The organism is Streptomyces sp. DSM 118878 (assembly GCF_052936595.1).
Genome location: NZ_CP193622.1, coordinates 5,477,799 through 5,502,646, shown reverse-complemented (window position 1 = coordinate 5,502,646; position 24,848 = coordinate 5,477,799). Strand labels below are relative to the sequence as shown.

The window sequence follows — 24,848 nt, the reverse complement described above, 5'->3', positions numbered from 1 at the left end:
CTTGACGCGCGACGCCCGGCCGTCAGACTCCCCCCATGTGACAGTGACCCGGCACACCATGACGGACGAACAGCGGAAATCGGTCGCGCTCGCCTACCTCAAGGCCTTCGACCGGGGCGGCAAGAGCGCCGACGGCACGCCCCTCCTCGATCTCTTCGCGGACGATGCCCAGGTCTACTTCCCCAAGTGGGGCCTGGCCGACGGCAAGGCACAGATCGCCCGCATGTTCGGCGACGTGGGCGGCCCCATCCGCTCCATCACGCACGACTACGCCGGCTTCAACTGGATCTTCTCCGGCGCCGACACGGTGGTCTGCGAGGGCACCAGCCACGGGGAACACCGGGACGGGCCGTGGCGGGCCGGGGCACCCGAGTGGGGCGGCGGCCGCTTCTGCGACGTCTTCGAGATCCGGGACTGGCTGATCCACCGGTGCTTCATCTACTTGGACCCGGATTACGGGGGCGGGGACGCGGACCGGTATCCCTGGCTCAGCCGCTGACCCCGCCCTCCGTACCGAAGTCCCCCGCGGGCCCGCTGCCGGCGTCCGTGCCGGCGCTGGTCCCCTTACCGGTCGCTCCGCGCGGGAACGAGACCTCCACCCGGCGGTTCTTCTTGCGGCCCTCCTCGGAGCCGTTGTCCGCGATGGGGTAGTCCTCGCTGTAGCCGCGGACGGAGAAGGTGACCTGGGGGCCCAGGTGGCTCGCGAGTTCGTCGTGGACCGCTTCCGCGCGCCGGCGCGAGAGCGTCTTGCCGTGGCTGTACGAGCCGAGGTTGTCCGTGAACCCGAAGACGCGCACGTCAGTGGCCTTCTGCGTCTTGGCCTCCGTCGCGATCGCCTTGATACGGGCGGTCGCATCCGGGTTCAGCTTCGAGCTGTCCTTGGGGAACAGCACCTCCGCCTGGAGCGCGAACTTCACGTCCGTGTTGGTGTCCTCGCGCCGCTCGTCGCCTCCGAGGTCCTCGACGACCGACTTGATGTCCAGCACCTTGGCGGGCGCGAGGGTCGCCCCGTCGGCGAGCTTGAGGCCGGGGCTGTTGGAGTCCACTTCGGGGGGCGGGGAGCTGGTGGTACTGCCCGGGGGCGCGCTGGGGTCCCCTTCGTCCGCCCGGACGGGCCCGGACCCAAGCGTGAACACCAGAGCAGCGGCGAGGGCGAGGGTCCCTGCGGTCCCTGCGGTGCTTGTGGTGCGGGTGAGGGGGTGACGGCTCATGGGTCCACTCACCCCTCGGAGATCTCTATGGGGGCGGGTGGCATGGCCCCCACCTGGAAATTGACCTTGGTGGTTCCTTCCGGCGGTGCCGGGAATTGCGCGTACCAGTCAGCCGTCTGGCTTGGCTTGACGCCTCCGGTGAACTTGGTGCACAAGCACCGTCCCTCGGTGTCCCGGAGCACGAGGTACTTCTTCTTCCCCTCGTTGTCGACCAGGTTCGCACCTGCCACGGAGGAGCCGTTCTTGTTCAGCTCCCGCTCCTCGCCACGCCAGTTGGCAGCGGCCCAGAATTTCCCGCCGTTGTTGGTCACCTTGCCGGACACCGTCACGAATCCGCCTTGGTCGCGAACGGCCGATGTGACGGTGAGCGTAATGCTTTCCTCACCCTTCACCTCGGCCAGGACCTTGTCCTGAGCCGGAGGCCGGCTGCTTCTGTCCTTGTCGTCGTCTTCACCCTGCCCGGCGGACGCAGTGGGCGATGACTTCTTGCCGGGCTTCTCTTCCTTCCCGTCTCCACCGCCGCAACCGGCGACCGTGAAGACCAGCCCAGTCGTGATCGCCACCGCGGTCATTGCCCTGTGGGCCGTCATGGTGCGCCGAATGTTCATGGCTACGGCTTCCCTCTCTCGTCGATCGCTTGTCAGTCGGCCAGGTGGACAGAGAAGAGAACGGATGCTTCCGGAAGATCGTCCAGCTCGAAGTCATCCGGGTCGATCTCGATGGGCGCTTCGCCGTCGCACGTGAATTCCACGGCCTCCTCCGGGTCTGCCGACGGGCCGACGTCACATCGCGGCTTGATGACAGCAGTGGCATCAGCTTTGGCGTGCTGGGTTTCCGTGCCGGGAATGATTGAGTCACCCACCGTGTAATTGGTGACGACCGAGGCCCGAAAGCCGGGGTACCCGTTCACTTCGGTCGCCACGACAGTGGCCTTCGCGTCGTTGAGCGCGGCGAGCGACTGACCCGCCTCCTGTGCACCCGCACCGGTCAGTCCATCTCCCGCGAGCCAGTCGAGCCATTCCCCGCCTTCGCCGATGGACAGGCCAAGGCCATCGACCAGCTCCTCCCTGGCTTCCTGCGCGGCGGCCAGGGCGGCCGCATCCGCAGCGGACTGCGCGCCGTTGCGCGCCGAGGCCGCTTGAGCGAAAGCGAAGAAGGCGAACGCAACAAAGAGCAGAATCCCCGTCATCCAGATGTAGATAGGGAGAGTCTGCCCTCGGTCGTTTCGGGGAAGTACCCGCCTCAGCCGCCGACCACGTCCGATACGGCGTCCTGGATCGCTCCGGAGATCTGGCCGTCGAGCCCGAGACCGTCGATGAGGACAAAGATCCCCGCAATAAGAATCATCAACCCCGCATACTCCACAAACCCCGCCCCCGCATCCCGCTCCCGCCCGCGGATGCGACCCGCGATCGTCAACGTCCAGTTCACCCAGACTTCGAGCACGCGTTCCTTCAGCACGACGGCCCCTTCTCTCCCACCAGATTCCGCGACCCCCGCGACCACCGTCGGCGTCGCCATGGGCAACGTACGCGACAACACGTGGCTCGGCAGCAACTCTGCGCAACCGGTGGGCTTTCGTGCGCCCCGGCCCCGCAAGTTGGCGGATTCTCTTCCCCCTCGGTGAGATCACCATGCACGAAGTCCCCTCCCGCGTACCGCGACCGCGAACTCAGGACCGACTGTCCCACATCGAGTTGCACCCGCGAAGGGTTTTCGCGAAGTCGATGTCGGCGTCGATGTTGGCATGGCCGTCAACGTCTTTGGCATGGCGATCAACGTCCCAGAATGGAGCCGAAGTCGGAGCCCGAGCCCAGGAACATGCCCGACGCGATGAGGATCATTGTGGCGGGGAGCATGAAGACCAGCGTCACCATCGTCGCCTTGGGAATGGTCTTGGCCGCCCGGCGGCGGGAATTCTGGGCGTCGGTGCGGCGCATGTCCGTGGCGATCTGGATGAGCGTGTCCGCGATCGGCGAGCCCAGTTCCTCGCCCTGCTGAAGGGCGGAGACGAACTGGGCGACCTGCTCGGAGGCGTTGCGTCGGCGCAGCGCGTCGAAGGCCTGGCGGCGGCTGACGCCCATGTCCATCTGGCGCAGGGTGATGCGGAGTTCGTCCGCCCACGGCCCCTCGTACCGCTCGGCCACCCTGTCCAGCGCCTGGCGGAAGCCGAGTCCCGCCGAGACCACCACCGCGAGGACGTCGAGGAAGTCCGGCAGGGTGCGGTCGATGACCTCGCGGCGTTCGCGGATGGCCTGCCAGATCAGCCCGTCCGCGGCCGTGGCGCCGAAGGCGAAGGTCAGGAGGGCGAAGAGCGGGGAGCCGTTGGTGAGGAAGATCAGGCCGAGGAGGGCCCCGAAGACTCCGTAGACCGCGCGGCGCGCCGCGTAGCGGTCGATCGTGAGGCCGCCGGGGTTGCCCGCCATGTCGATGCGCCGGCGCTTGGCGTCGACCCGCTTCGGTCCCATCATGCGCAGCACCAGCGGGGCGAAGCGCATCCCCAGGCGGTCCACCGCCGAGCCCGCCGCCGAGACGCGGGTCGCGCCGACCTCCAGGGCCACGGCGAGGTCGGAGGGCAGCTTCGCGTCCGCGCGGTACATGCGGATGCCCTGGCAGACGCCCACCACGGCCAGGCCCATCACCACCGCCAGAGCCAACGCCATCAACGTAACTCCTTCGCCAAGCTGTTCTCGGCCACCGGGTCGGGCACGAGGTCAGTAACGGGAACAGTCATGGGATCAGACCTCGATCTTGCCGAGGCGTCTGATCATGAAGAAGCCGATTCCATAGAGGCCCAGTGAGACCAGGATCAGCGTCTGGCCCATCGGCGAGCCGGTCACCCGCTCCAGCGCGCCCTCGTTCGACGAGTTGATGAGGAGGAGGGAGCCCAGTCCGAGCAGCGGGACCGTGAACGCCGTCGCGTGGACCTCCGACAGCATCGTGCGGACCTCGCGCCGCGTCTCCTTCCTGTCCTCCAGGGTCTGCGTGAGGTTGCGCAGGGAGTTGACCACCGTGCCGCCCGCCTTGTTGGACAGGACGAGCGTCGTGACCAGGACGATCAGCTCGCGGGAGGGGAGGCGTCGCGCCAGTTCGCCCAGGGTGTCGTCGATCGAGCGGCCCAGCGTGAGCTGGTCGGCCACGTGCGAGAGCTCCTCGCCCGCCGGGGCCTCCAGTTCCTCGGCCGCCATGGCCAGGGAGGTGCGCAGGGCGAGTCCCGCCGCCGTGGCGTTGGCGAGGATGCGGGCCACGTCGGGGAGCTGGTTGATGAACGCCTCGATGCGTTTCTGCCGCTGCCAGTTGAGGAACGCGACCGCGCTCCAGACCGCGACGGCGCCCGCGATCGGCCCGAAGAAGGGGGCGAGCGTCGCGGCGGCCATCGCCCAGAACGCGACGACGACCGCCATCACGTACGTGAAGAACTCCCCCGCCGTCAGGTCGAGGCCCGTCGAGGAGAGCCGCAGGTGGATCGCGCGGCCGAGGCGGGTGCGGCGCAGTCTGCGGTCGACGGCGGCGAAGCGGCGGGGGCGGCCCGGCGGCCCGCCGTCCCCGCTGCCGGGGCCGAGCGCGAGGCGGTCCACCAGGGCCTCGCGCTGGGCGCGCCCCGATGCGTATGTGTGCACCCCGGCGACGGCGAGCGTGCCGGTGAGCAGCGTGGCGCCGAGCGCGAGCAGCGCGGGTTCGTTCATCGGGCCCCGCCTCGCGGACGGTGCGACCCGGGGCGCGGCCGACCGGCGGTCATCCGATCGCCTCCCTCGTGTTCATCACGTCGACGGCGTCGGCCACGCCGAACGCCGGTGGCACCGGCTCGCCGGCCCCGTACAACCTGTCGGCGACCTCGCGCGGCAGCGGCAGGTGCTCGAAGTAGCCGTGCACGACGCGGTCGGGCCCGATCGGGCGGGGCACGAAGCGGGTGACGGGGACGATGCGGAACTGCTGGCGGCCGTGCGAGACGAGCAGCACGATCTCGGAGATCTTGCGGGAGCCGTCGCTGCGGCGCGCGAGCTGGATGACGACGTCCACCGCCGAGTTGATCTGGTCCTTCAGCGCCTCGAAGGGGATCTGCACCTCCGACATGGAGCCGAGGGTCTGCATGCGCATCAGGGCGTCCTCGGCCGTGTTCGCGTGGACGGTGGCGAGGGAGCCGTCGTGGCCGGTGGACATCGCCTGGAGCATGTCGAGGGTCTCGCCGCCGCGGACCTCGCCGACGATGATGCGGTCGGGGCGCATGCGGAGGCTGTTCCGTACGAGGTCGCGGATGGTGATCTGGCCCTTGCCCTCGACGTTCGCCGGGCGGGATTCGAGGCGGATCACGTGGTCCTGCTGGAGCTGGAGCTCCGCGGAGTCCTCGATGGTGATGATGCGTTCGTGGGCCGGGATCAGACCGGAGAGGGCGTTGAGGAGCGTGGTCTTGCCGGTGCCCGTGCCGCCGCTCACGATGAGGTTGAAGCGGGCGCGCACGAACGCGGCCAGCAGCATCAGCATGTGCTCGTCGAGCGAGCCGAGGCCGATCAGCTCGGGCAGCGTGTAGGCGCGCGGGAAGCGGCGGATGGTGAGGGTGGCCCCGGTGAGGGTCAGCGGCGGGATGATGACGTTGACGCGCTCGCCGGTGGGCAGGCGGGCGTCGACCATGGGGTTCGACTCGTCGACGCGGCGGTTGACCGTGGAGACGATGCGCTCGATCGTCTGCATGAGCTGGTCGTTCGAGGCGAAGCGGAGCGGGAGCTGCTCGACGCGGCCGTTGCGCTCGACGAAGACGGAGTCGGGACCGTTGACCATGATCTCCGTGATGGACGCGTCGGCGAGGAGCGGTTCGAGTACGCCGAGGCCGAGGGCCTCGTCGACGACGCGGCGGATGAGCTGGGCGCGCTCGGAGGTGGAGAGCACGGGGCCCTCGCGGCTGATGATGTGGCCGAGTACGCGCTCCAGGCGGACGCGGCGGTCCGCGGCCGTGAGCGAGGACATCTCGGCGAGGTCGATCTCCTCCAGGAGCTTGGAGCGGTAGACCGCGACGAGACCGTCGTCACGGCTCGGCTCGGTCTGGCGGGTGGGGGCCACGCGGTCGCGCAGGCTCATGTCGTCCTTCAACCTCCCATGCGGTACGGGTCTCGCTCCCATGCGGTACGGGTCCTCGGCAGGTCTTCTGTCATCTGCGGTACGGCCCTCAGCCCCCCGTGTCCTCGTCGTTCGGCATCGTGGCCTCCTTGGTGACGCTCCAGTCGCTGTCCACGAAGGGCAGCAGCGTCGGGACCCGCACCTCCACCGTGGCCGTCGTGGTGTCGCCGCCCTGGCTGACGCCGACGGAGGATTCGAGGCCGCTGTCCATGGCCGCCGCCCCCGCGGCCTCCCCGGAGTCGCCCTGCGAGGCCGCGCGGGCCGCCGCCCTGGCCCCGGAGCCCGCCTGGTTGGCGGCGTAGCCGACCAGGCCGAGCTGGATCGCCGCGAGGCCCACGAGCAGCAGGATCGGCAGGAACCCGGCGAACTCCAGCATGGAGACACCCCGGTCACCCCATCGCCGGCGACGACCACGACCACGGCGGCCACGGCCCCGGCGGCCCGCGAAGATCCCGGACGCCCTCATCCCGGACGCCCTCATCCCGTACGCCCTCACCCCGTCTCCCCCTCCTCGCCCTCCTTCGCCGCGCCCGCCTCCCCGTCGACGTGCCACCCCGTGTCGAAGCCGGGGAAGAACACCGGCACGTCCACCGACACGTGGGCCCTCCACACCGCCCCTCCGTCCGCGCAGGTGACGTCCGCGTCCTGCCAGGCGCCGGGCAGGTGCTTCTTCGCCGCCGAGGAGCAGGCCTCGTCCTCGCCCTCCCCGGCGGCCCGTGCCGCCGTGTACGCCCGCGCCGCCTCGTCCGCCGCGTTCCCGGCCAGGGAGTACGTGTAGCCGTACAGGGCGCACTGCCAGAGGATGGCCATGACCACGAGGACCAGCGGGAACATCGCGGCGAATTCGAGGGTGACCGCGCCCCGGTCGCCGGACGCGGCCTTGCGGCGCAGGGACATGGCGCTCCGCCTGCCGCCGCCCTGGGGCCGTGGCTCGACGATGCCCAGTTCGCCCGCGAGGCCCCAGAGCGCCTGCTTGACCGAGGAGCGGCTCTCCAGGTCCTGCATGCGGCCCGCGTCGACCACGGCCTGGAGCTCCTTGAAGGCGGCGGGCACGGTGGTGCGGGCCGTCCTGGTGCCGGTGACGCGCTCGATCAGGGAGGGCTGGATGTCGGTGCCCTTGCCGTGGCGGTTGACGACGGTGAGGGTCTCCTCGGCCTTGCGGACCTGAAGGCGGTCCCAGAGCCGCACCACGCGCTTGGCGGCGCGGACCGCCACCACGTCGGGGGTGACCAGGAGCAGGGCGTGGTCGGCGAGCTCCACGGCGGTGGCGCTCGCCGAGGTGACGTAGGCGCCGCAGTCGACGACCACGACGTCGTACCGGGAGCGCAGGGCGCCGAGGGTCTGGCGGGCGACCCGGTCGGTGACCTCCTCGCCCCGTTCGCCGTCGGCGGGGGCGAGGAGCAGGCCGAGGCCGGTCTCGTGGGTGTAGACGGCGTCCTGGAGGACGCGGGGCGTGATGTCGCTGATGGCGGCGAGGTCGGCGATGGAGCGCCGGAACTGCACGTCCAGATAGGAGGCGACGTCGCCGGACTGGAGGTCGAGGTCGAGGAGGGCGACCGAGCGCCCCGACGCCTGGGCCGCGAGGGCGAGCTGGACGGCGGTCACCGTCGTCCCCACGCCGCCCTTCGCGCCGCTGACGGTGACGACCGTGCCGGTGCCGGGCGGGCCAGCCGCGCCGCTCCCCCCGTACAGTTCGAGGCTCCCGCCGCCCAGGTGGCGCCGCATGCCCGTGGACCAGGCGGCGGCGGCCTGGACGCGTTCGGCGAGGGCGTCGTAGGCGAGCGGGAGGCCGACGATGCCGCGGGCGCCGGAGTCCATGGCGGCGGTGAGCAGCTCGGGGCTGGTGTCGGCGGTGACCAGGACGACGCCGACGGCGGGGAAGCGCAGGACGAGGTCCCTGATGAGGTCGAGCGCGGGGGCGGGCCCGATGCGCTCGTGGACGAGGACGACCTCCGGCAGTTCGTCGACCGACTCGGCGGCGAGCCGGGCGAGGGTGTCGAGGAGCGCGGTGGAGTCCCCGACGGCCGGGGCGGGTTCGGCGTCGGGGAGCTGTCCGGCGAGCGTGGACAGCGCGCGGGCGGCCTCGATGTCCCCGACGGCGGGGAGGATCCGGGTGGCCATACGAGCCTCCTACTTGTCCTCGTCGAGGGTGTACGTACGGTCGCGCGGCGGCACGGTGGCGTCGCCGCCCGCGCCGACCAGGGCGAGCCGGACGTGGGTCGCGAACGACTCGGCGTACGCGACGCGCTGCGCGTCCGCCGTGCCGAGGGCGAAGGTGATCGGCACGGCCTCGGACGCCCTGCGGCGCGTGCGGTCGTCCTGGTTCGGTTCGAGCGGGGTCAGCCTGCCGACGTCGAGCACCTTGGCCCCCTCCACGATGACCTTGGACTGGTCCTTCGCCCTGTCGCTCTCGCCCTTGAAGGTGGCGTAGATGTTGACCTTCGCGCCCGGTGTGATCTTGCCCGCCACGCCGGTCGCCGCGTCGATCAGGATGGCGATCTCCTGCTGCCCCGGGCCCAGTTCGGGGCGTCGGACGATCATGTCGGACTGGAGCAGCGAGCCCTTCTTGAGCTGGGTGACGGCGATCTTGCCGCGGATCTCGCGGAGGTCGGTGACGGCGTTGTCGGAGAGCCACCGCTCGGGCATCTCGACCTTCTCGAACTGCTCGGCGGTCAGCTCCCGGTAGGGCGGGATGTCGTCCTTGAGCTTGTACGCCGCGGTCTCGGGGCCCACTTTGGAGTTGACGTCACGGATCACCGAGAGCACGCCCGCGAACGCGCCGAGCGCGCACAGGACCGAGAGGACCAGCAGGATGACACCGCGGCGCTGGCGTGAGTTCATGGGCCGGACTACCTCGTTCGAGTGCGGTTGGCTACGGACGGTGAGCGTGGTGGCGCGTGTGCGGTCGTAGGTCGCGTACGGGGTACGAGGAGGGGGCGGCGGCTAGGTGGCGCCGCGTGGCAGGGCGGTCGCGCCGCCCGGCGCGAGGGTGCGCCGCGGTGGCGAGGGGCGGTCCATGACCGGCGGCAGGGGTGCCGCGCAGAACGCGCAGCGGTCGCCGATGAGTTCGAGCCCGCACCAGTGGCAGTCGTCGCGGCGGACGGACGACACCAGTTGGTAGAGGACGGAGATGTCCGGGATGGCCGCCACGAACTCGACGACCTTGCCGGTGGCCCACCAGCGCGCGGACTCGGCGGGCGGGCGCGCCTCGGTGACCTCCTGGCAGTTCCAGGCGGGGGCCAGGGTCTCGGTGACCCAGCCGGGTGCCAGTTGTCCCGGGGCGTACAGCATCCTCGTACCGAATCCGGGTCCCGGCAGGGTCGCCGCCCCACCGTCGCCCGAGATCTTGACCAGCTCGGGCCGCGGCGTGGCGAGGACGGCGAACCGCGCGCCCGGCAGCCAGGACTTGGCGTGCGACTGGAGGGTGACGGGGACGCGGTCCAGCTTGGCGACCGAGCCGAGCAGGGCGCCCGCGTAGATGTAGTGCGAGAGGAGGCGGGCCGCGGAGGCGAGGACGCCCGGGCTGAAGTCGCAGATCGAGAGCTGGCGGAGCTGGAGCGCGAGCACGGCGAGGCCGAGCGGCGGCAGGTCCGAGCGGACGACGGCGATGCGGTCGCTCTCCAGGACCGAACGGATCGCGTGCAGCCGGTGGGCGACGGCCGGGGGCGCGGAGGCGGGGCACAGGATGACGACGTAGCCGTGGTGCTCGATGAGCGTGTCCATCTCGGTGAGCGCCTGGTCCAGCGAGTACGTCCGCGGGGACTGCACGGCGGACTGGAGGACGGCCGCCGAGGGGGTGTGCCGGTCGGGCGAGGGCAGCACCGAGTCGGGGCCGGTGACGGCTATGGCGGTCGGCAACGCGTACACCCCCGGTCCTCGTGCACTCCTGCCTCAGCACCATATCCACGTCATGGTCGACTCGACACCCAACTTCCCACTGTTCATGTGGAGGTGGGGGATTCCGGTGGGGCTACCGGTGGGATCGGTGTGAGGCCTTGACATCCCTTATTGGTCTGGACCAGCTTGTACGTCCAGCACCCCCCACCTCGTTTTCCTCTCCCCCCACGGAGGCAGCAGTGGTTCGCACACGCAGCAGGACGGGGGCCGCCGTCGGCGGCTTCTCGGCCCTGGCTCTGGCTCTCACCGGCCTCTTCACGAGCGGCGTCGGCACGGCCGGCGCGCAGCCCGCCGACACCGCGACCCGCGCCGAGACCGCGACCCGCACCGAAACCTCGGCCCGCGCCGTCCCGGCGCACGCGGTGACCGGTTACTGGCAGAACTTCGACAACGGCGCCCAGGTGCAGAAGCTGAGCGACGTGCCCGACGACTACGACATCGTCGCCGTCGCCTTCGCGGACGCCACGGCCACGCCCGGCCAGGTGACGTTCGACCTCGACTCGGCGGGCCTCGGCGGCTACACCGTCGACCAGTTCAAGGCCGACATCAAGGCCAAGCAGGCGGCGGGCAAGTCCGTGATCATCTCGGTCGGCGGCGAGAAGGGCGCGGTGGCGGTCAACGACGCGGCGTCCGCGAACGCGTTCGCCGAGTCCGTGCACGAGCTCATGCGGGAGTACGGCTTCGACGGCGTCGACATCGACCTGGAGAACGGCCTCGACTCGACGTACATGACGCAGGCGCTGAAGTCGCTGGCCGGCGAGGCTGGGCCGGGCCTCGTCCTCACGATGGCCCCGCAGACCATCGACATGCAGTCGCCGCAGAACGAGTATTTCAAGACAGCGCTCGCCGTGAAGGACATCCTCACGGTCGTCAACATGCAGTACTACAACAGCGGCTCGATGCTGGGCTGCGACGGCAAGGTCTACAGCCAGGGCACGGTCGACTTCCTCACCGGCCTGGCCTGCATCCAGCTGGAGAACGGCCTCGACGCCTCGCAGGTCGGCATAGGCGTCCCCGCCTCCCCCCGCGCGGCCGGCGGCGGATACGTCTCGCCGGACGTGGTGAACGACGCCCTGGACTGCCTGGCCGAGGGGACCGGCTGCGGCACCTTCAAGCCATCCAGGACCTACCCGGGCATCCGGGGCGCGATGGCCTGGTCCACCAACTGGGACGCCACGGCGGGCAACGCCTGGTCCAAGGCGGTGGGAGCGCACGTGCACGCGCTTCCGTAGCCCGTCCCCCTGCTTGAGGACGGCGGCGGCACCGCTCCCCCGGTGACGCCGCCGTTCTCGGGTGCTCGGGGCCGTCACCAGGGCAGGTCGCGGACCTGCTGCACACAGAGGACGAGGAAGAGCAGCCCGGCGCCCGCCAGCATGACGTTGCTCAGCATTCCGTTGCGCCACTCCTTGGGCGTACGGGAGGAGTTGAGCAGCCAGAGCAGGGTGAGGGCCAGGAACGGCATGAAGAAGGCGCCGAGTACGCCGTACGCGACCACGAGGCCGAACGGCTGGTCCAGGAAGAGCAGCCCGATCGGCGGGAAGGTCAGCCACAGCAGGTAGGCGCGGAACGGCAGCGACTTCTCCCGCTTGCCCGCGGCGACCTCCGCGACCATGCCGTCGGCGCTCTGCTCGGCACGGGAGGTTCCGCGCTCGCGCCGCAACCGCTCGACGAAGTCGGCGAACATCAGGCTCACCCCGTGCCACACGCCCATCAGCGCGCCGAACGACGTGGCGAAGAAGCCGATCAGGAACAGCTTGGCGGTGACGGCACCGAACTTGTCCTCCAGCACGTTACCGAGGTCGATGAGGCCCCGGTCGCCGGAGGTGAGGGCGATGTTCGTGGAGTGCAGGAGCTCGGCGCCGATGATCATCATGGCGACGACGAAGATGCCGGTGGTGACGTACGCGACGCGGTTGTCGAGCCGCATCACCCTGACCCAGCTGATGTCGGTCCAGCCCTTGGAGTTCACCCAGTACCCGTACGCGGCCATGGTGATGGTGCCGCCGACGCCGCCGATCAGGCCGAGCGTGTAGAGCAGCGAGCCGTCCGGCAGGACGGGTGCGAGGCCCGCGAAGGCGTTGCCGAGGTCGGGGGCGACGCGGATGGCCACGTAGACGACGATGAGGAACTTCATGCCGATGACGACCGTCATGACCTTCTCGAAGACGGCGTACCGGTTGAACCAGACGAAGGCGAGCCCGAGCAGTCCGCAGAGGATGGCCCAGGCCTTGAGGCTGGGCCCGTCCGGGAAGAGCGCGACGAGCGGCAGCGCGCTGGAGGACATGGCGGTGGCGCCGTACACGAACCCCCACACGACGACGTAGATCGCGAAGTAGTACGTGGTCCACTTCCCGAGGCTGCGCCAGCCCTCGAAGAGGGTGCGCCCGGTGGCCAGGTGCCAGCGCCCCGTGGCCTCGGCCAGGGAGATCTTCACGAGGCATCCGATGATCGCCGCCCACAGCAGCGTGTAGCCGAACTTGCTGCCCGCGATGAGCGTCGCGACGAGGTCGCCCGCGCCGACCCCGGTCGCCGCGACGACGATGCCGGGTCCGACGTACCTCCAGCTCGCCTTGCGAAGCGGCTTCGCTTCCCCGGCGGCGGTGCCACTGCCTGTCGTTTCAGCCATGCCGATCAAGAAAGCGCATCGGGGGGCGCGGCACAAGAGGTTGGCCAAAGACAGCGTTGACCAGTGCATGCCACGCATCGACGATGGGCCCGCGCACCCGCACGCATCCGCAGTCGCTCGGTCCGCACGCACCCCGTGGCCGCGCACCCCGCTCGTCGCAGTGAACAACCCCCACCCCCAGGAGAATTCATGCGACTCCGTACACGCTTGAACGGCAGAAGATCCGCGGCCCTCGCGGCCGTGCTGGCACTCGCCCTGGCGGCGCCCCTGACCGCCAACGCCTCGCCGGACGGCTCCGACGGAACCCCGTCGAGGAGCGCGGCCGCGGCGGCCGACGAGGAAACGCGCCAGTACGAGGTCCCGCTGGCCGACGACCGCGCCGCCCGTACCGCGCTCGCTCGGACCGGCGTCGCGATCGACGAGGTCGACGCCCGCGCGGTGGTCGTCTCGGCGGACGCCGCGGAGGCGGCCTCGCTCCGGAAGGCGGGCTACGAACTCAGAGCCCTGCCCGGTCCCCCGAAACGTACGAACGGCATGGCGGTGGAGCCCAAGGACTTCCCGCCGGCCGACGCCCGCTACCACAACTACGCCGAGATGACGGCGGAGATCGACCAGCGGATCGCGGCGCATCCGACCCTGATGAGCAAGAAGGTCATCGGCAAGTCCTACTCGGGCCGGGACATCGTCGCCATCAAGATCAGCGACAACGTGGGCACGGACGAGGCCGAGCCGGAGGTCCTCTTCACCCACCACCAGCACGCGCGCGAGCACCTCACCGTGGAGATGGCGCTGTACCTGCTGCGCGAGCTGGGCGACGACTACGGCACGGACGCGCGCATCAAGAAGATGGTCGACTCCCGGGAGATCTGGATCGTGCCGGACCTGAACCCGGACGGGGGCGAGTACGACATCGCGAGCGGCTCGTACCGCAGTTGGCGCAAGAACCGCCAGCCCAACAGCGGCTCGTCGAACGTCGGCACGGACCTGAACCGCAACTGGGCCTACCGGTGGGGCTGCTGCGGCGGCTCGTCCGGCTCCACGGGCTCGGACACCTACCGTGGCCGGGCCGGCGAGTCGGCGCCCGAGGTGAAGGTGGTCGCGGACTTCGTCCGCAGCCGCGTGGTCGGGGGCAAGCAGCAGCTCAGGGCCTCCATCGACTTCCACACGTACAGCGAACTGGTCCTGTGGCCGTACGGCTACACATACGCCGACACGGGCCCCGGCCTCACCCAGGACGACCGTGACGCGCACGCGGCGATCGGCCGGAAGATGGCCGCGAGCAACGGCTACACGCCGCAGCAGTCCAGCGACCTCTACATCACCGACGGGTCGATCAACGACTGGCTCTGGGGCAGTCAGAAGATCTTCAGCTACACCTTCGAGATGTACCCGTCATCCGCCGGGGGCGGCGGCTTCTACCCTCCGGACGAGGTGATCGAGCGGGAGACGTCCCGCAACCGTGACGCGGTCCTCCAGCTCCTGGAGAACGCGGACTGCATGTACCGCTCGATCGGCAAGGAAGCGCAGTACTGCACCACGGGCTGACGACACGTCGGCCCGCCTCGGCCCGGGGTGCGATGTGACCCCGGGTCTCCTGCACTGCCCTTCCCTCGGTGCCGCTAGCACCGCCCGGCGACGGGCTTCGCAGCCGGTGGTCAGACGTGGGGGCCGAGCGGTGGCGCGGCGGCGTTGCCGGGGCGCTTCGCGGGAGCGGCCGCGTGGCACGCTTCCGGGTCGTCGCCTCCGGTCGGCGCCGTAGCCGCGATGACGGTGTCCAGCGTGTCCCGCGCGGCCAGCAGGGCGGCCACCGCCTCGTCGATGCGTTCACGTTCCCGGTTCAGGTCGGGCAGCATGCCGGAACAGGCGGGCGCCAGAGTGCGCCCGTCGGCGACCATGCAGGGCATCAGTTCGGCGATCGTGGCGGTGTTGAGACCGGCGCCCAGCAGCATGCGGATGCCCCGGACGGTGGCTATGTCCTCTTCCGCGAACTCGCGATACCCGCTGGGCCGCCGCGAGGGCCTGAGCAGCCCCTGCTCCTCGTAATAGCGCAGCAGGCGTTGGCTGACCCCGGTCCGCCGGGAGAACTCCCCCATGCGCATGTGACGACCACCACATTCAGTTGACTCTCACACCGATGTGAGACAGCAGTCTATTCCGCATGACGAACCAGCCGTCAACTGGCCCGCAGCACACGCCCGTTACCGTCATCGGCCTCGGCCCCATGGGTCTCGCCCTCGCCAAGACGCTCCTGGAACACGGCCACCCCACGACCGTCTGGAACCGCACCCCGCAGAGAGCCGACGGACTTGTCGCCGAGGGCGCCCACCACGCGGGGACCGTCGCCGAAGCGGTATCCGCGAGCCCTGTCACGATCGTGTGCCTCAAGGACTACGAGACCCTGTACGCGGTCGTCGAACCCGCCGGCGACGCCTTGAAGGGCCGCGTACTGGTCAACCTCAACTCCGGTACGCCGAAAGAGGCGCACGCCGCGGCCGGTTGGGCGGCCGGGCAAGGCATCGACTATCTGGACGGCGCGATCATGGTGCCGCCGCCGCTCGTCGGACACCCCGAGTCCGTCTTCCTCTACAGCGGTTCACCGGACGTCTTCGACGAGCACCGGGCGACGCTGGAGAGCATGGGCGGCCCTCGGTACCTCGGCGCCGACCCCAGCCTGGCGGTGCTGTACAACGCGGCACTGCTCGGCATGATGTACGCGACCATGAACGGCTTTCTGCACGCCACCGCGCTGGTCGGATCGGCGAACGTATCGGCGGTCACGTTCGCCGATCTCGCACTCAACTGGTTCATGCCCTCGGTGGTGGACTCCACCCTCACCGAGCAGGCTCCCGACCTGGACAGAGGCAACTACCCCGGCGACGTGGGCACCATGGAGATGAACCTCAACGCGCTGGAGCACATCACCCGTACCTGCGTGGAGCAGGGCGTTCACTCCGACCAGCCGCGGCTCATGCGGACGATCGCCGAGGAGGCGATCGCCGAGGGGTACAGCGGCAAGAACTACCTGGCCGTGTTCGAAGTCTTCAAGAAGGCGGCACAGGCTTCGTGACGACCGACCTCGTTCCTCGCCGTCAGGCCTGGCGGGCACAGGACGTGAGGCGATCGGCGAGCGCGATGACGAGGTCGCGCAGTTCATCGGGGCGCTCGATGACGAACGGCCGGTCGAGTGAGGCGAGGACCCGCGGCAACCAGTCGAGCCGCTGCGCCCGTAGCTCGACGCGCCGCCAGTGCTCGGCCGCGGGGTCCTGGCCGGCCGCGGGCTCGTGCTCGTACTCGTGCTCGTGCTCGTACTCCTTCAGGCTCGCGATGCCTGCGGGGAGGTGCGCGCGGATCTGCTCGACCGTCCCGTGGATCCGCAAGGTCACCTCGTGCCGGTACTCGGCCGTGGCGAACCCCGACAGCACGCGCTCTGCCGGGTCAGGACCCACGGGCGCTTCGAATGAGCCGGGCAGGGCCCTCGCGGCCGCGATGCGGTCGAGCCGGAAGGTTCGGTCCTCGCCGGCCTGGGCGTCCTCGCCCGTCACGTACCACCGGCCCGCGTGGGCGACGATCCCGTAGGCGTGCAGTGTGCGTTCGCTGCGCCGTCCTTCGCGGTCGGTGTAGCGGATCGAGACCGGCCGGCGGTGGCGCACCGCATCGGCGATGGTGAGCAGGAGCCCGGCGTCCGGGTGGTCCAACTCGCCGGGCTGATCCGTGAAGGCGAGAGCGTCCAGGAGTGTGTCGAGCCGGCGGGCGATGTGCTGGGGCAGCACCCGCCGGATCTTCGCTGACGCCGTCTCGTTCGCCGTGCGCTCCGTCGTCGTCAGCTCCGCCCGGCGGCCGGCGACCAGGCCGAGCAGCACGGCCAGCGCCTCGTCGTCGCTGAGCATGAGCGGCGGCAAGCGGTACCCGGGAGCCAGCCGGTACCCGCCGTAGCGGCCGCGCACCGACTCCACGGGCACGTCCAGGTCGGTCAACTGGCCCACATACCGCCGCACGGTGCGCCCCTCGACGCCGAGGCGGTCGGCGAGCTCGGCCACGGTCCGGGTGCCGCCCGACTGCAGCAGCTCCAGGAGCGTCAGCACGCGGCCGGTGGGTCGGGACATGTTCGCAGCCTAACCCGCATAGAGGACCGATTCTGTCCCCTATTTCTCCTAGCCTGCGACGTGCACACCCCAGCACAGCCAAGGAGATTCCCATGGACTTCGTCTCGATCCGCGTCATCACCAGCGATGTCGCACGCCTCGTCGCGTTCTACGAGCGGGCTACCGGGATACAGGCGACATGGGCCACCGAGGACTTCGCCGAACTCAAGACGTCGCGTGCGACCCTCGCGATCGCCGGCACCCGCACCGTCCCGCTGTTCGCCCCGGGCTCTGCCCGCCCGGCGGACAACCACAGCGTGATCATCGAGTTCCTCGTCGACGACGTGGACCGCGTGCACCAGAACCTGACGAACCTGACCGGCTTCATCACCGACTTCGTCACCGAGCCCACCACGATGCCCTGGGGCAACCGGTCGCTGCTGTTCCGCGACCCCGACGGCAACCTCGTCAACTTCTTCACCCCCGGCACCCCAGCGGCCAAGTGACGCAGAGGGGGCACCCGGCAGGATCGCCGGGTGCCCCCTCTCCGTACGCGTACCGCTACACGAAGAGGCTGACCACCGCTGCCACCGCGAAGCCCGCCACGGAGAGGACCGATTCCAGGACCGTCCAGGTCTTGAGCGTGTCCCGCTCCGAGATGCCGAAGTACTTCGCGACCATCCAGAAGCCGCCGTCGTTGACGTGCGAGGCGAAGATCGAGCCCGCCGATATCGCCATGATGACCAGGGCGATGAAGGCCTGGGAGTAGTCGCCCTCGGAGAGGAGGGGGGCGACGATGCCCGCCGTCGTGACGATCGCGACCGTCGCCGAGCCCTGGGCCACGCGCAGGACCAGGGACAGGAGGTACGCGAGGACGATGATCGGCAGGCCCACGTCCTGGAAGGTGTCCGAGAGGGCGCCGGCCACGCCGCTCGCCTTGAGGACCGCGCCGAAGATGCCGCCCGCGCCGACCACCAGGAGGATGTTGCCGACCGGTTTGAGGGACGAGGTCGACACCCTTTCCAGGGACTTGCGGGACCAGCCGCGCCGGATGCCAAGCAGGTAGTACGCCATCAGCAGGGCGATCGTGAGGGCCACGAAGGGGCTGCCGAAGAACTCGATCACCGAGCGGAGAGTGGAGGGGTCGAAGGCGATCGAGGAGAAGGTCGCGAGGAGGATCAGGAACAGCGGCGTTCCGATGATCGCGAAGACCGTGCCCAGCGGCACCGGCTTCTCCTGCGGGGCCACGCCTGCCGCATGCTGCTCGGCGACGACCGCGGCCTTCGCCTCCTCGGCGGCCTCGACCATGTCCTGGGGTACGGGCACGAAGATGCGCTTGCCGATCCACGCCGAGAAGACCCAGGCCGCGAGCACCGCGGGGATGCCGCAGACGATGCCCATCAGGATGACCCAGCCGAGGTCCACGTGGAGCAGACCGGCGGCGGCCACCGGGCCGGGGTGCGGGGGCAGGAAGGCGTGGGTCATCGACAGACCCGCGAGGAGGGGGAGGCAGTAGAGCAGGATCGACTTGCCGCTGCGCTTGGCGGCGGCGTACACGATCGGCGCGAGGACGAAGATGCCGACGTCGAAGAAGACCGGGACGCCGAAGATCAGGCCCGTCAGGCCCATGGCCAGCGGCGCGCGCTTCTCGCCGAAGAGGCCGAGGAGGCGGGAGGCCAGGACCTCGGCGCCGCCGGACACTTCGAGGATCGCGCCGAGCATCGTGCCGAGGCCGATGATGATCGCCACGTGGCCGAGGATGCCGCCCATGCCGGACTCGATGACCGAGACGGCGTCGGACTTCTGGACCGTGCCGAAGAGTTCGGTGACGGAGAGGCCGGCGGAGAGACCGACGACGATGGAGACGGCGAGCAGCGCCACGAAGGGCTGGAGCCTGACCTTGATGATCAGGAAGAGCAGGAGCACGATGCCGAGCGCGGCGACCGTCAGCAGGCCTGCGGTGCCGTCGATCAGGGTGAGTATGCCGCCGGTGTGCGGTGGCTCCTCGGTGGCGGCCGCGAGCACGGCGGTGTGGGACGGGGACATCTTTGACCTCGTAAGTGCATGGGGCTTTCAGAGCATGGGCAGGGGGGATCGCGGCACGGCGCCCCGACGAGAAGGGGGCGCCGTGCCGTGACGACGTACGGCTTGTGGGGGGAGATCGTGCTGGGGGTGGGTCAGCTCAGGACGGCGAGCGCGTCGATCTCGATGAGGAGGCCCTTGGGCAGCCCGACGTAGACCGTGGTGCGGGCCGAGGCCGGGGCCTTGAGGCCCTGCTCCTCGAAGTACGCGTTGTAGATCTCGTTCATCTCGGCGAAGTGGTCGACGTCCGTGAGGTAGACGCGCATCATCATCACGTCGTCCCAGGTGGCGCCGCCCTCTTCGAGGATCGCCTTGACGTTGGCGAACGTCTGGAGGGTCTGCTCGCGCAGGGTCGGGCCCGCGGGGGTGGGGGCCTTGCCCTCCTCGGCGGGGAGGAAGCCGACCTGCCCGGCGACCTGAAGGATGTTGCCCTTCTTGACGCCGTGGGAGAACTTGGCGGGCGGGGTGGTGTGGGTGGCCGGGGTGAGGGCGGTCTTCTCGGTGGTCATGTCGTGCTCAGGCTTCCTTCAGGGGTGACTTGCCGGAGTACTCCCGGCTGATGGCGTCCGCCGTGCGGCGCACCTGCGGGAGCAGTGAGAGGAGTTCCTCGGCGGTGACGACGACATTCGGCGCGGAGACCGACATGGCGGCGACGACGCGCCCGTCCGCACCGCGGATGGGGGCCCCGATGCAGTTGATGGACTCCTCGTGGCCACCGAGGTCGGTGGCCCAGCCCTGTTCGCGCACGGCGCTGAGCTCCTTGAGGAACGCGGCGGCGTTGGGCGTCGAACGGGACGTGTAGGTGGGGTAGTCGAGCTTCTCCGCGATGGCGCGGCGCTCGGCCTCGGGGAGGTCGGAGAGCAGCAGCTTCGCCACGGCGGCGACGGTGATGGCCACCGGCTTGCCGATACGGGAGTACATCCGCACCGGGTAGCGGCTCTCGACCTTGTCGATGTAGAGGACTTCCTGCTCCTCGTAGACGGCGAGGTGGACCGTGTGGCCGCACCGCTCGTTGAGGGCGAGGAGGTGGGGGTGGGCGATCTCGCGCACGTCCAGGTTCTCGACGGCTTCCTGGGCGAGGGCGAAGAGCCGCGCGCCGAGGCGGTAGCGCTGGTCGGACTGGCGGAAGACCAGGCCGTGCTCGTGGAGGGTGCGCAGGAGCCGCAGGGCCGTGGACTTGTGGACGCCGAGCCGGTCGGCGACCCGCCCCAGGTCGGCGGGGCCCTCGGCGAGCAGCGGCAGGATCGACAGCGCGCGGTCGACGGTCTGGCTCATGGCGTTCGTACCTCTTCCTCGGCCCCGGTGTCCTCCGGGACGTACGCCGTCCAGCCGGGGCCCAGACGAAGTGTCTCCCAGGCGGAGTCGTCGAGGTCCGCGAGGCGGTCGGCGTGGGCGCGGGCGGGCGGCGTGGCGAGGTCGCCGGGGACGGTGAGCGCGGCGGCGGCCATGAGGTGGCCGTGCCGGAGCCGGTGCGCGGCGGGCAGGCCGCGCAGGGTGGCGGAGAGGAATCCGGCGGCGAAGGCGTCGCCGGCGCCGACGGGGGCCACGACGTCCACGGTCAGGGCGGGCTGGAAGACGGGGTCCTCGCCGTGCCGGTAGACGGTGGCGCCCCGGCTGCCCTGTTTGACGACGAGGGTGGCGGGTTCGGGCAGGGCGGCGCGGACGGCGTCGGGGCCGCCGGTCACGCCCCAGGCCGCGGCGGCCTCGTCCTCGCCGACGAAGACCAGGTCGGCGCCGCGCGCGAGGTCGAGGAGGACTCCGGGGCCCGCCTGCGCGTCCTTCCACAGGCCGGGGCGGTGGTTGACGTCGAACGAGACCAGTGCGGCGCGGTCCGGGCGCCGGGCGCAGAGGTGGCGTACGAGGCCGAGGCAGTCGGCGGAGAGCGCGGGGGTGATGCCCGACAGGTGCAGGACGCGGCCCGAGGCGAGCGCGTCCTCGTCCACGGAGGCCGGGGACATCGCGGAGGCCGCCGAGCCCGCGCGGTAGTAGACGACCTCGTGGGCGTCGGCGTCGCGGTCGTCGGCGGTGCGGAAGTAGACGCCGGTGGGGCGGTGCGGGTCGCGGCCGACGGCGGAGGTGTCGACGCCGTAGCGGGCGATCGTCTCGACGAGGTGGTCGCCGAAGCCGTCGGCGCCGACGCGGCTGACCCAGCGGGTGGTGTGTCCGGCGGCGGCGAGCGCGCAGACGACGTTGGACTCGGCGCCGCCGATCCCGCGGTCGAAGGAGGGCACGTCGGCGAGGCGCCCGGGGCGCGCGGGCAGGAAGGTGACCATGGACTCGCCGAGCGCCACGACGTCCACCGTCGCGTGGGCGGCCGTCTCCTCGACGGGCCGTGCGGCTGTCTGTGCGGTCACGATCTTCCAGCCCCTCAACCGACTCTCCGGATCCGTTGACCCGGCGTTGGCTCGGATGTTAGACAGCAGTAAGCGACATACGCAATGACTGTTGCACATAATGCAACGCACTCCTGGAGGAGGCGCCCATGGCCGCCGACAACGCCGTCGAACGTCCTGCCGATCCGTTGGCCGCGCTCGCGGACGAGCGGGTCGACCACCGCTTCAAGGGCCTGCCGCCGGACGCCGAAGGACTGACGGTCGGGGAGCTGGCGGCCCAGCGCAGGAACCTCTTCACGGGCGGCTTCACCACGCCCGTGCTCGCCCTCTCCGCCGAGCGCCTCGAACACAACCTCGCGCTCATGGAGACGTACGCGGAGCGGCACGGCCTCGCCTTCGCGCCGCACGGCAAGACGTCGATGGCCCCGCAGCTCTTCCGGCGGCAGCTCGACCGCGGCGCCTGGGGCATCACGCTCGCGGTGCCGCACCAGGTGCGCGTGGCACGGGCGTTCGGCACCCCGCGCGTCTTCCTCGCCAACGAGCTGGTCGACGCGGCGGCGCTGCGCTGGCTCGCCGGTGAACTCGGCGCCGACCCGTCCTTCCGCTTCATCTGCTACGTCGACTCCGTGCGCGGCGTCCGGGCGATGCACGCCGCGCTCAGCGAGGCCGGGGCGACACGCCCGGTCGACGTCGTCGTCGAGCTGGCCGCGGGCGACGGGGCGCGGACCGGGGTGCGGACCGAGGCCGAGTGCTTCGAGATCGCCGACGCCGTCGCCGCGGCGGACACGCTGCGCCTCGTGGGCGTCGCCGGGTACGAGGGCGAGGTGCCGCAGGCCTCGCCGGAGACGGTCACCGCCTGGCTGCGGCGGCTCGTCGCGCTCCTCGTCGACCTCGACAAGGCGGGGCGGTTCGCGGACCTGCCGGAGGTCGTGGTCAGCGCGGGGGGCAGCGCCTGGTTCGACGCGGTGGCGTCGGTCTTCGAGGAGATCCCGGAGCTTTCCGTACCGGTGCTCAAGCTGCTCCGCTCCGGGGCGTACGTGTCCCATGACGACGGTCACTACCGCCACCTCACGCCCTTCAACCGCGTCCCGCAGGAGGGTGCGCTCGAACCGGCCTTCCGGCTGTGGGCGCAGGTGGTGTCCCGGCCCTCGCCGGAGCAGGCGTTCACCAACGCGGGGAAGCGGGACGCGGCGTACGACCTCGACATGCCCGAGGCGCAGGTCGTACGGGACGGGGGCGACGGCGTCGAGCGGGCCGCGACCGGGATCACCGTGACCGGGCTCTCCGATCAGCACGGGTGGCTGCGGACCTCTCCGGAGGCGGAGCTCTCCGTGGGCGACTGGGTGGGGATGGGGCTCTCGCATCCCTGCACGGCGTTCGACAAGTGGCAGCTGATTCCGCTGGTCGAGGGGGACGGGACGGTCACGGATTACGTCCGGACGTTCTTCTGATCTCCCCGCCTCCGCCACGCGGCGGAGGCTTCCCGCCCATTCGTTCACCCCGCATCGAGCCATACCGAAGAGGAGTCGCACCATGGATCTGGTGATCCGGGACGCGCGCGTCATAGACGGCACCGGAGGTGCCTCCTACCGCGCCGACATCGGCGTACACGAGGGCAGGATCACCGAGATCCGGAGAGAGGGCGCCGGAGAGGGGCCCCGGCTCACGGGGCTCTGCAACCTGGACGCCCAGGGCCTCGCCCTCGCGCCCGGTTTCATCGACATGCACGCCCACAGCGACCTCGCCCTGCTCCGGGACCCGGAGCACACCGCGAAGGCCGCCCAGGGCGTGACCCTGGAGGTCATCGGCCAGGACGGCCTCAGCTACGCCCCGGTCGACGACCGCACCCTCGCCCAGGTCCGCCGGGCCATCACCGGCTGGAACGGCGACGGCGGCGACATCGACTTCACGTGGCGCACGGTCGGCGGCTACCTCGACACGCTCGACGGTGCGCACGGCGGCCACGGCATCGCGGTGAACGCCGCCTACCTCATCCCGCAGGGCACCGTCCGGATGTACGCCATGGGCTGGGACGACCGCCCGGCCACACCCGCCGAGCTGGACCGCATGCGACAGCTCGTCGCCGAGGGCATGAGGGAAGGCGCCGTCGGCATGTCGTCGGGGCTCACCTACACCCCGGGCATGTACGCCGACGACTCCGAACTGACCGAGCTCTGCAAGGTCGTGGCCCGGTACAACGGCTACTACTGCCCCCACCACCGCAGTTACGGCGCCGGCGCCCTCCAGGCGTACGAGGAGATGGTGAACCTCACGAGGACCGCGCACTGCCCGCTGCACCTCGCCCACGCCACCATGAACTTCGGCGTGAACAAGGGCAAGGCCCCCGACCTGCTCGCCCTCCTGGACGACGCCCTGGCGCGAGGCGCGGACATCACGCTCGACACGTACCCCTACACCCCGGGCTGTACGACGCTCGTCGCGATGCTGCCGAGCTGGGCGAGCGAAGGCGGGCCCGACGCCATCCTCGCCCGCCTCCAGGACGACTCGACCGCCGAGAAGATCCGCCACCACATGGAGGTCATCGGCGCGGACGGCTGCCACGGCGTACCCATCGAGTGGGACACCATCGAGATCTCCGGCGTCTCCGACCCCGGGCTCGCCTCCTGCGTCGGCAAGACGGTCAAGGAGTCCGCCGACCTGCGCGGCGAGGCCCCCTGGGTGACCGCCCGCCGTCTCCTCGTCGAGGACAAGCTGGGCTCGACGATCCTCCAGCACGTCGGCCACGAGGAGAACGTCCAGGCGATCATGCGCCACCCGGTGCACACCGGCGGCAGCGACGGCATTCTGCAAGGTTTCAAGCCGCACCCGCGGGCGTACGGGACGTTCCCGCAGTACCTCGGGCGCTACGCGCGCGAGCTCGGCGTGATGTCCCTGGAGGAGACCGTCGCGCACCTCACCTCGCGCCCGGCCGCCCGGCTGCGGCTCGCCGACCGGGGCGTGGTCCGCGAGGGCTACCGCGCCGACCTGGTCCTCTTCGATCCGGAGACGGTCGCCGCGGGCTCGACCTTCGAGGCGCCCCGCACGCTTCCCACCGGCATTCCGCACGTCCTGATCGACGGCAGGTTCGTGATGCGGGACGGCCTGCGCACGGACGTCCTCGCGGGACGCGCCGTACGCAGGACGCCGTAAGGGCCTGGGCTCTCAGGACCTGGGTTTTCAGGACCTGGGTTTCAGGACCGCCGCGCTCTAGACGACGGTCGTCGGCCACGTCTCCGCGACCGGCGCGGGGGCGGCGGGCGCCGGGGCGGCGCTACAGGTGAAGCCCAGGCCGGTGAGGGCCCGGACGACCTCGCCCGCGGAGAAGTCACGGCGGTCCTGCCGCGTGATCAGCTCCCCCACCTGCTTCACGGGGTACTGGCGGCGGCCGATGAGCACGGACTCGGCCGTGATGGCCTCGGGCTTGACGCCCTTCATGGCCTGCTCGACGTCGCTCTTGAAGAAGTCGAAGGGGAAACGGGCGATGACACAGCGCATGGTGCCTCAC

General features: G+C 70.6%; 26 protein-coding genes. 7 read left to right on the top strand and 19 right to left on the bottom strand.

Going from position 1 to position 24,848, the window contains the following annotated elements:
- Positions 1-58: 58 nt before the first annotated feature.
- The gene (locus ACRAKF_RS24610; RefSeq protein ID WP_447039599.1) at positions 59-499 is read left to right on the top strand and encodes a nuclear transport factor 2 family protein; all 441 of its coding nucleotides are present in this window, start codon (positions 59-61) and stop codon (positions 497-499) included.
- Here ACRAKF_RS24610 and ACRAKF_RS24605 read toward each other — a convergent pair.
- The 11 genes from ACRAKF_RS24605 to ACRAKF_RS24555 form a co-directional block, all read right to left on the bottom strand.
- A complete protein-coding gene (locus ACRAKF_RS24605; RefSeq protein ID WP_447039597.1) occupies positions 489-1,211 on the bottom strand; it encodes an OmpA family protein in 723 nt (240 codons plus the stop codon). The two genes, ACRAKF_RS24610 and ACRAKF_RS24605, sit on opposite strands and share 11 nt — an antisense overlap.
- An 8-nt stretch (positions 1,212-1,219) precedes the next feature.
- Complete coding sequence (locus ACRAKF_RS24600) at positions 1,220-1,819, bottom strand: hypothetical protein (protein WP_447039596.1); 600 nt, start codon at positions 1,817-1,819, stop codon at positions 1,220-1,222.
- A gap of 32 nt (positions 1,820-1,851) precedes the next feature.
- On the bottom strand, positions 1,852-2,457 hold the full coding sequence (locus ACRAKF_RS24595; RefSeq protein WP_447042150.1) for a pilus assembly protein TadG-related protein: 606 nt from the start codon (positions 2,455-2,457) through the stop codon (positions 1,852-1,854).
- Entirely contained in the window at positions 2,454-2,642 is a 189-nt protein-coding gene (locus ACRAKF_RS24590) for a hypothetical protein (RefSeq protein WP_373569076.1), read from the bottom strand. The genes ACRAKF_RS24595 and ACRAKF_RS24590 overlap by 4 nt, the downstream gene beginning before the upstream one ends.
- Before the next feature lie 344 nt (positions 2,643-2,986).
- Positions 2,987-3,874 (bottom strand): DUF5936 domain-containing protein, encoded by an 888-nt coding sequence (locus ACRAKF_RS24585; RefSeq protein WP_447039595.1) that lies wholly within the window; start codon positions 3,872-3,874, stop codon positions 2,987-2,989.
- 75 nt (positions 3,875-3,949) lie between these two features.
- Positions 3,950-4,897 carry a type II secretion system F family protein gene (locus ACRAKF_RS24580; RefSeq protein ID WP_447039594.1) on the bottom strand — a complete coding sequence of 316 codons (948 nt, stop codon included), beginning with the start codon at positions 4,895-4,897 and terminating at the stop codon, positions 3,950-3,952.
- A gap of 49 nt (positions 4,898-4,946) precedes the next feature.
- On the bottom strand, positions 4,947-6,284 hold the full coding sequence (locus ACRAKF_RS24575) for a CpaF family protein (protein ID WP_447039593.1): 1,338 nt from the start codon (positions 6,282-6,284) through the stop codon (positions 4,947-4,949).
- Positions 6,285-6,372: 88 nt separating this feature from the next.
- A complete protein-coding gene (locus ACRAKF_RS24570) occupies positions 6,373-6,699 on the bottom strand; it encodes a TadE/TadG family type IV pilus assembly protein (RefSeq protein ID WP_447039592.1) in 327 nt (108 codons plus the stop codon).
- Positions 6,700-6,815: 116 nt separating this feature from the next.
- A complete protein-coding gene (locus ACRAKF_RS24565; RefSeq protein ID WP_447039590.1) occupies positions 6,816-8,444 on the bottom strand; it encodes an AAA family ATPase in 1,629 nt (542 codons plus the stop codon).
- Between the two features lie 9 nt (positions 8,445-8,453).
- Positions 8,454-9,164 (bottom strand): Flp pilus assembly protein CpaB, encoded by a 711-nt coding sequence (cpaB, locus tag ACRAKF_RS24560; RefSeq protein WP_447039589.1) that lies wholly within the window; start codon positions 9,162-9,164, stop codon positions 8,454-8,456.
- 102 nt (positions 9,165-9,266) lie between these two features.
- Positions 9,267-10,190, bottom strand: coding sequence for a hypothetical protein (locus ACRAKF_RS24555; protein ID WP_447039588.1), 924 nt, complete (start codon positions 10,188-10,190; stop codon positions 9,267-9,269).
- Between the two features lie 209 nt (positions 10,191-10,399).
- On the opposite strand from ACRAKF_RS24555, the gene ACRAKF_RS24550 reads away from it, so the two are divergent.
- Complete coding sequence (locus ACRAKF_RS24550) at positions 10,400-11,452, top strand: chitinase (RefSeq protein WP_447039587.1); 1,053 nt, start codon at positions 10,400-10,402, stop codon at positions 11,450-11,452.
- A 74-nt stretch (positions 11,453-11,526) separates the two neighbouring features.
- Here the strand turns inward: ACRAKF_RS24550 and ACRAKF_RS24545 are convergent, their stop codons facing one another.
- Positions 11,527-12,846: an Nramp family divalent metal transporter gene (locus tag ACRAKF_RS24545; RefSeq protein ID WP_447039586.1), complete on the bottom strand. Its 1,320-nt coding sequence runs from the start codon at positions 12,844-12,846 to the stop codon at positions 11,527-11,529.
- Positions 12,847-13,035: 189 nt separating this feature from the next.
- Here ACRAKF_RS24545 and ACRAKF_RS24540 point away from each other — a divergent pair, with 189 nt between their 5' ends.
- Positions 13,036-14,391, top strand: a complete 1,356-nt coding sequence (locus ACRAKF_RS24540; protein WP_447039585.1) for a M14 family metallopeptidase — start codon at positions 13,036-13,038, stop codon at positions 14,389-14,391.
- 110 nt (positions 14,392-14,501) lie between these two features.
- On the opposite strand, the gene ACRAKF_RS24535 is transcribed toward ACRAKF_RS24540, so the two are convergent.
- Positions 14,502-14,945, bottom strand: coding sequence for a MerR family transcriptional regulator (locus ACRAKF_RS24535; protein WP_447039584.1), 444 nt, complete (start codon positions 14,943-14,945; stop codon positions 14,502-14,504).
- 59 nt (positions 14,946-15,004) lie between these two features.
- Here ACRAKF_RS24535 and ACRAKF_RS24530 point away from each other — a divergent pair, with 59 nt between their 5' ends.
- A complete protein-coding gene (locus tag ACRAKF_RS24530) occupies positions 15,005-15,913 on the top strand; it encodes an NAD(P)-dependent oxidoreductase (RefSeq protein ID WP_447039583.1) in 909 nt (302 codons plus the stop codon).
- Between the two features lie 22 nt (positions 15,914-15,935).
- Here ACRAKF_RS24530 and ACRAKF_RS24525 read toward each other — a convergent pair whose 3' ends face one another.
- On the bottom strand, positions 15,936-16,949 hold the full coding sequence (locus tag ACRAKF_RS24525) for a helix-turn-helix transcriptional regulator (RefSeq protein ID WP_447039581.1): 1,014 nt from the start codon (positions 16,947-16,949) through the stop codon (positions 15,936-15,938).
- 92 nt (positions 16,950-17,041) lie between these two features.
- Here ACRAKF_RS24525 and ACRAKF_RS24520 point away from each other — a divergent pair, with 92 nt between their 5' ends.
- Complete coding sequence (locus ACRAKF_RS24520; RefSeq protein ID WP_447039580.1) at positions 17,042-17,434, top strand: VOC family protein; 393 nt, start codon at positions 17,042-17,044, stop codon at positions 17,432-17,434.
- A gap of 55 nt (positions 17,435-17,489) precedes the next feature.
- Here ACRAKF_RS24520 and ACRAKF_RS24515 read toward each other — a convergent pair whose 3' ends face one another.
- The 4 genes from ACRAKF_RS24515 to ACRAKF_RS24500 form a co-directional block, all read right to left on the bottom strand.
- Entirely contained in the window at positions 17,490-18,974 is a 1,485-nt protein-coding gene (locus ACRAKF_RS24515) for a GntP family permease (RefSeq protein ID WP_447039579.1), read from the bottom strand.
- Positions 18,975-19,105: 131 nt separating this feature from the next.
- Positions 19,106-19,519, bottom strand: a complete 414-nt coding sequence (locus tag ACRAKF_RS24510) for a RidA family protein (RefSeq protein ID WP_062770654.1) — start codon at positions 19,517-19,519, stop codon at positions 19,106-19,108.
- Positions 19,520-19,526: 7 nt separating this feature from the next.
- The gene (locus tag ACRAKF_RS24505) at positions 19,527-20,285 is read right to left on the bottom strand and encodes an IclR family transcriptional regulator (protein ID WP_447039577.1); all 759 of its coding nucleotides are present in this window, start codon (positions 20,283-20,285) and stop codon (positions 19,527-19,529) included.
- The gene (locus ACRAKF_RS24500) at positions 20,282-21,283 is read right to left on the bottom strand and encodes a sugar kinase (protein ID WP_447042148.1); all 1,002 of its coding nucleotides are present in this window, start codon (positions 21,281-21,283) and stop codon (positions 20,282-20,284) included. The genes ACRAKF_RS24505 and ACRAKF_RS24500 overlap by 4 nt, the downstream gene beginning before the upstream one ends.
- 209 nt (positions 21,284-21,492) lie before the next feature.
- Here ACRAKF_RS24500 and ACRAKF_RS24495 point away from each other — a divergent pair, with 209 nt between their 5' ends.
- Both ACRAKF_RS24495 and ACRAKF_RS24490 read left to right on the top strand, forming a co-directional pair.
- Positions 21,493-22,794 carry an amino acid deaminase gene (locus ACRAKF_RS24495; RefSeq protein WP_447039576.1) on the top strand — a complete coding sequence of 434 codons (1,302 nt, stop codon included), beginning with the start codon at positions 21,493-21,495 and terminating at the stop codon, positions 22,792-22,794.
- An 82-nt stretch (positions 22,795-22,876) separates the two neighbouring features.
- A complete protein-coding gene (locus tag ACRAKF_RS24490; protein ID WP_447039575.1) occupies positions 22,877-24,493 on the top strand; it encodes an N-acyl-D-amino-acid deacylase family protein in 1,617 nt (538 codons plus the stop codon).
- Between the two features lie 57 nt (positions 24,494-24,550).
- Here ACRAKF_RS24490 and ACRAKF_RS24485 read toward each other — a convergent pair whose 3' ends face one another.
- Positions 24,551-24,838 carry an SCO5918 family protein gene (locus ACRAKF_RS24485; RefSeq protein WP_447039573.1) on the bottom strand — a complete coding sequence of 96 codons (288 nt, stop codon included), beginning with the start codon at positions 24,836-24,838 and terminating at the stop codon, positions 24,551-24,553.
- Positions 24,839-24,848: the final 10 nt, after the last annotated feature.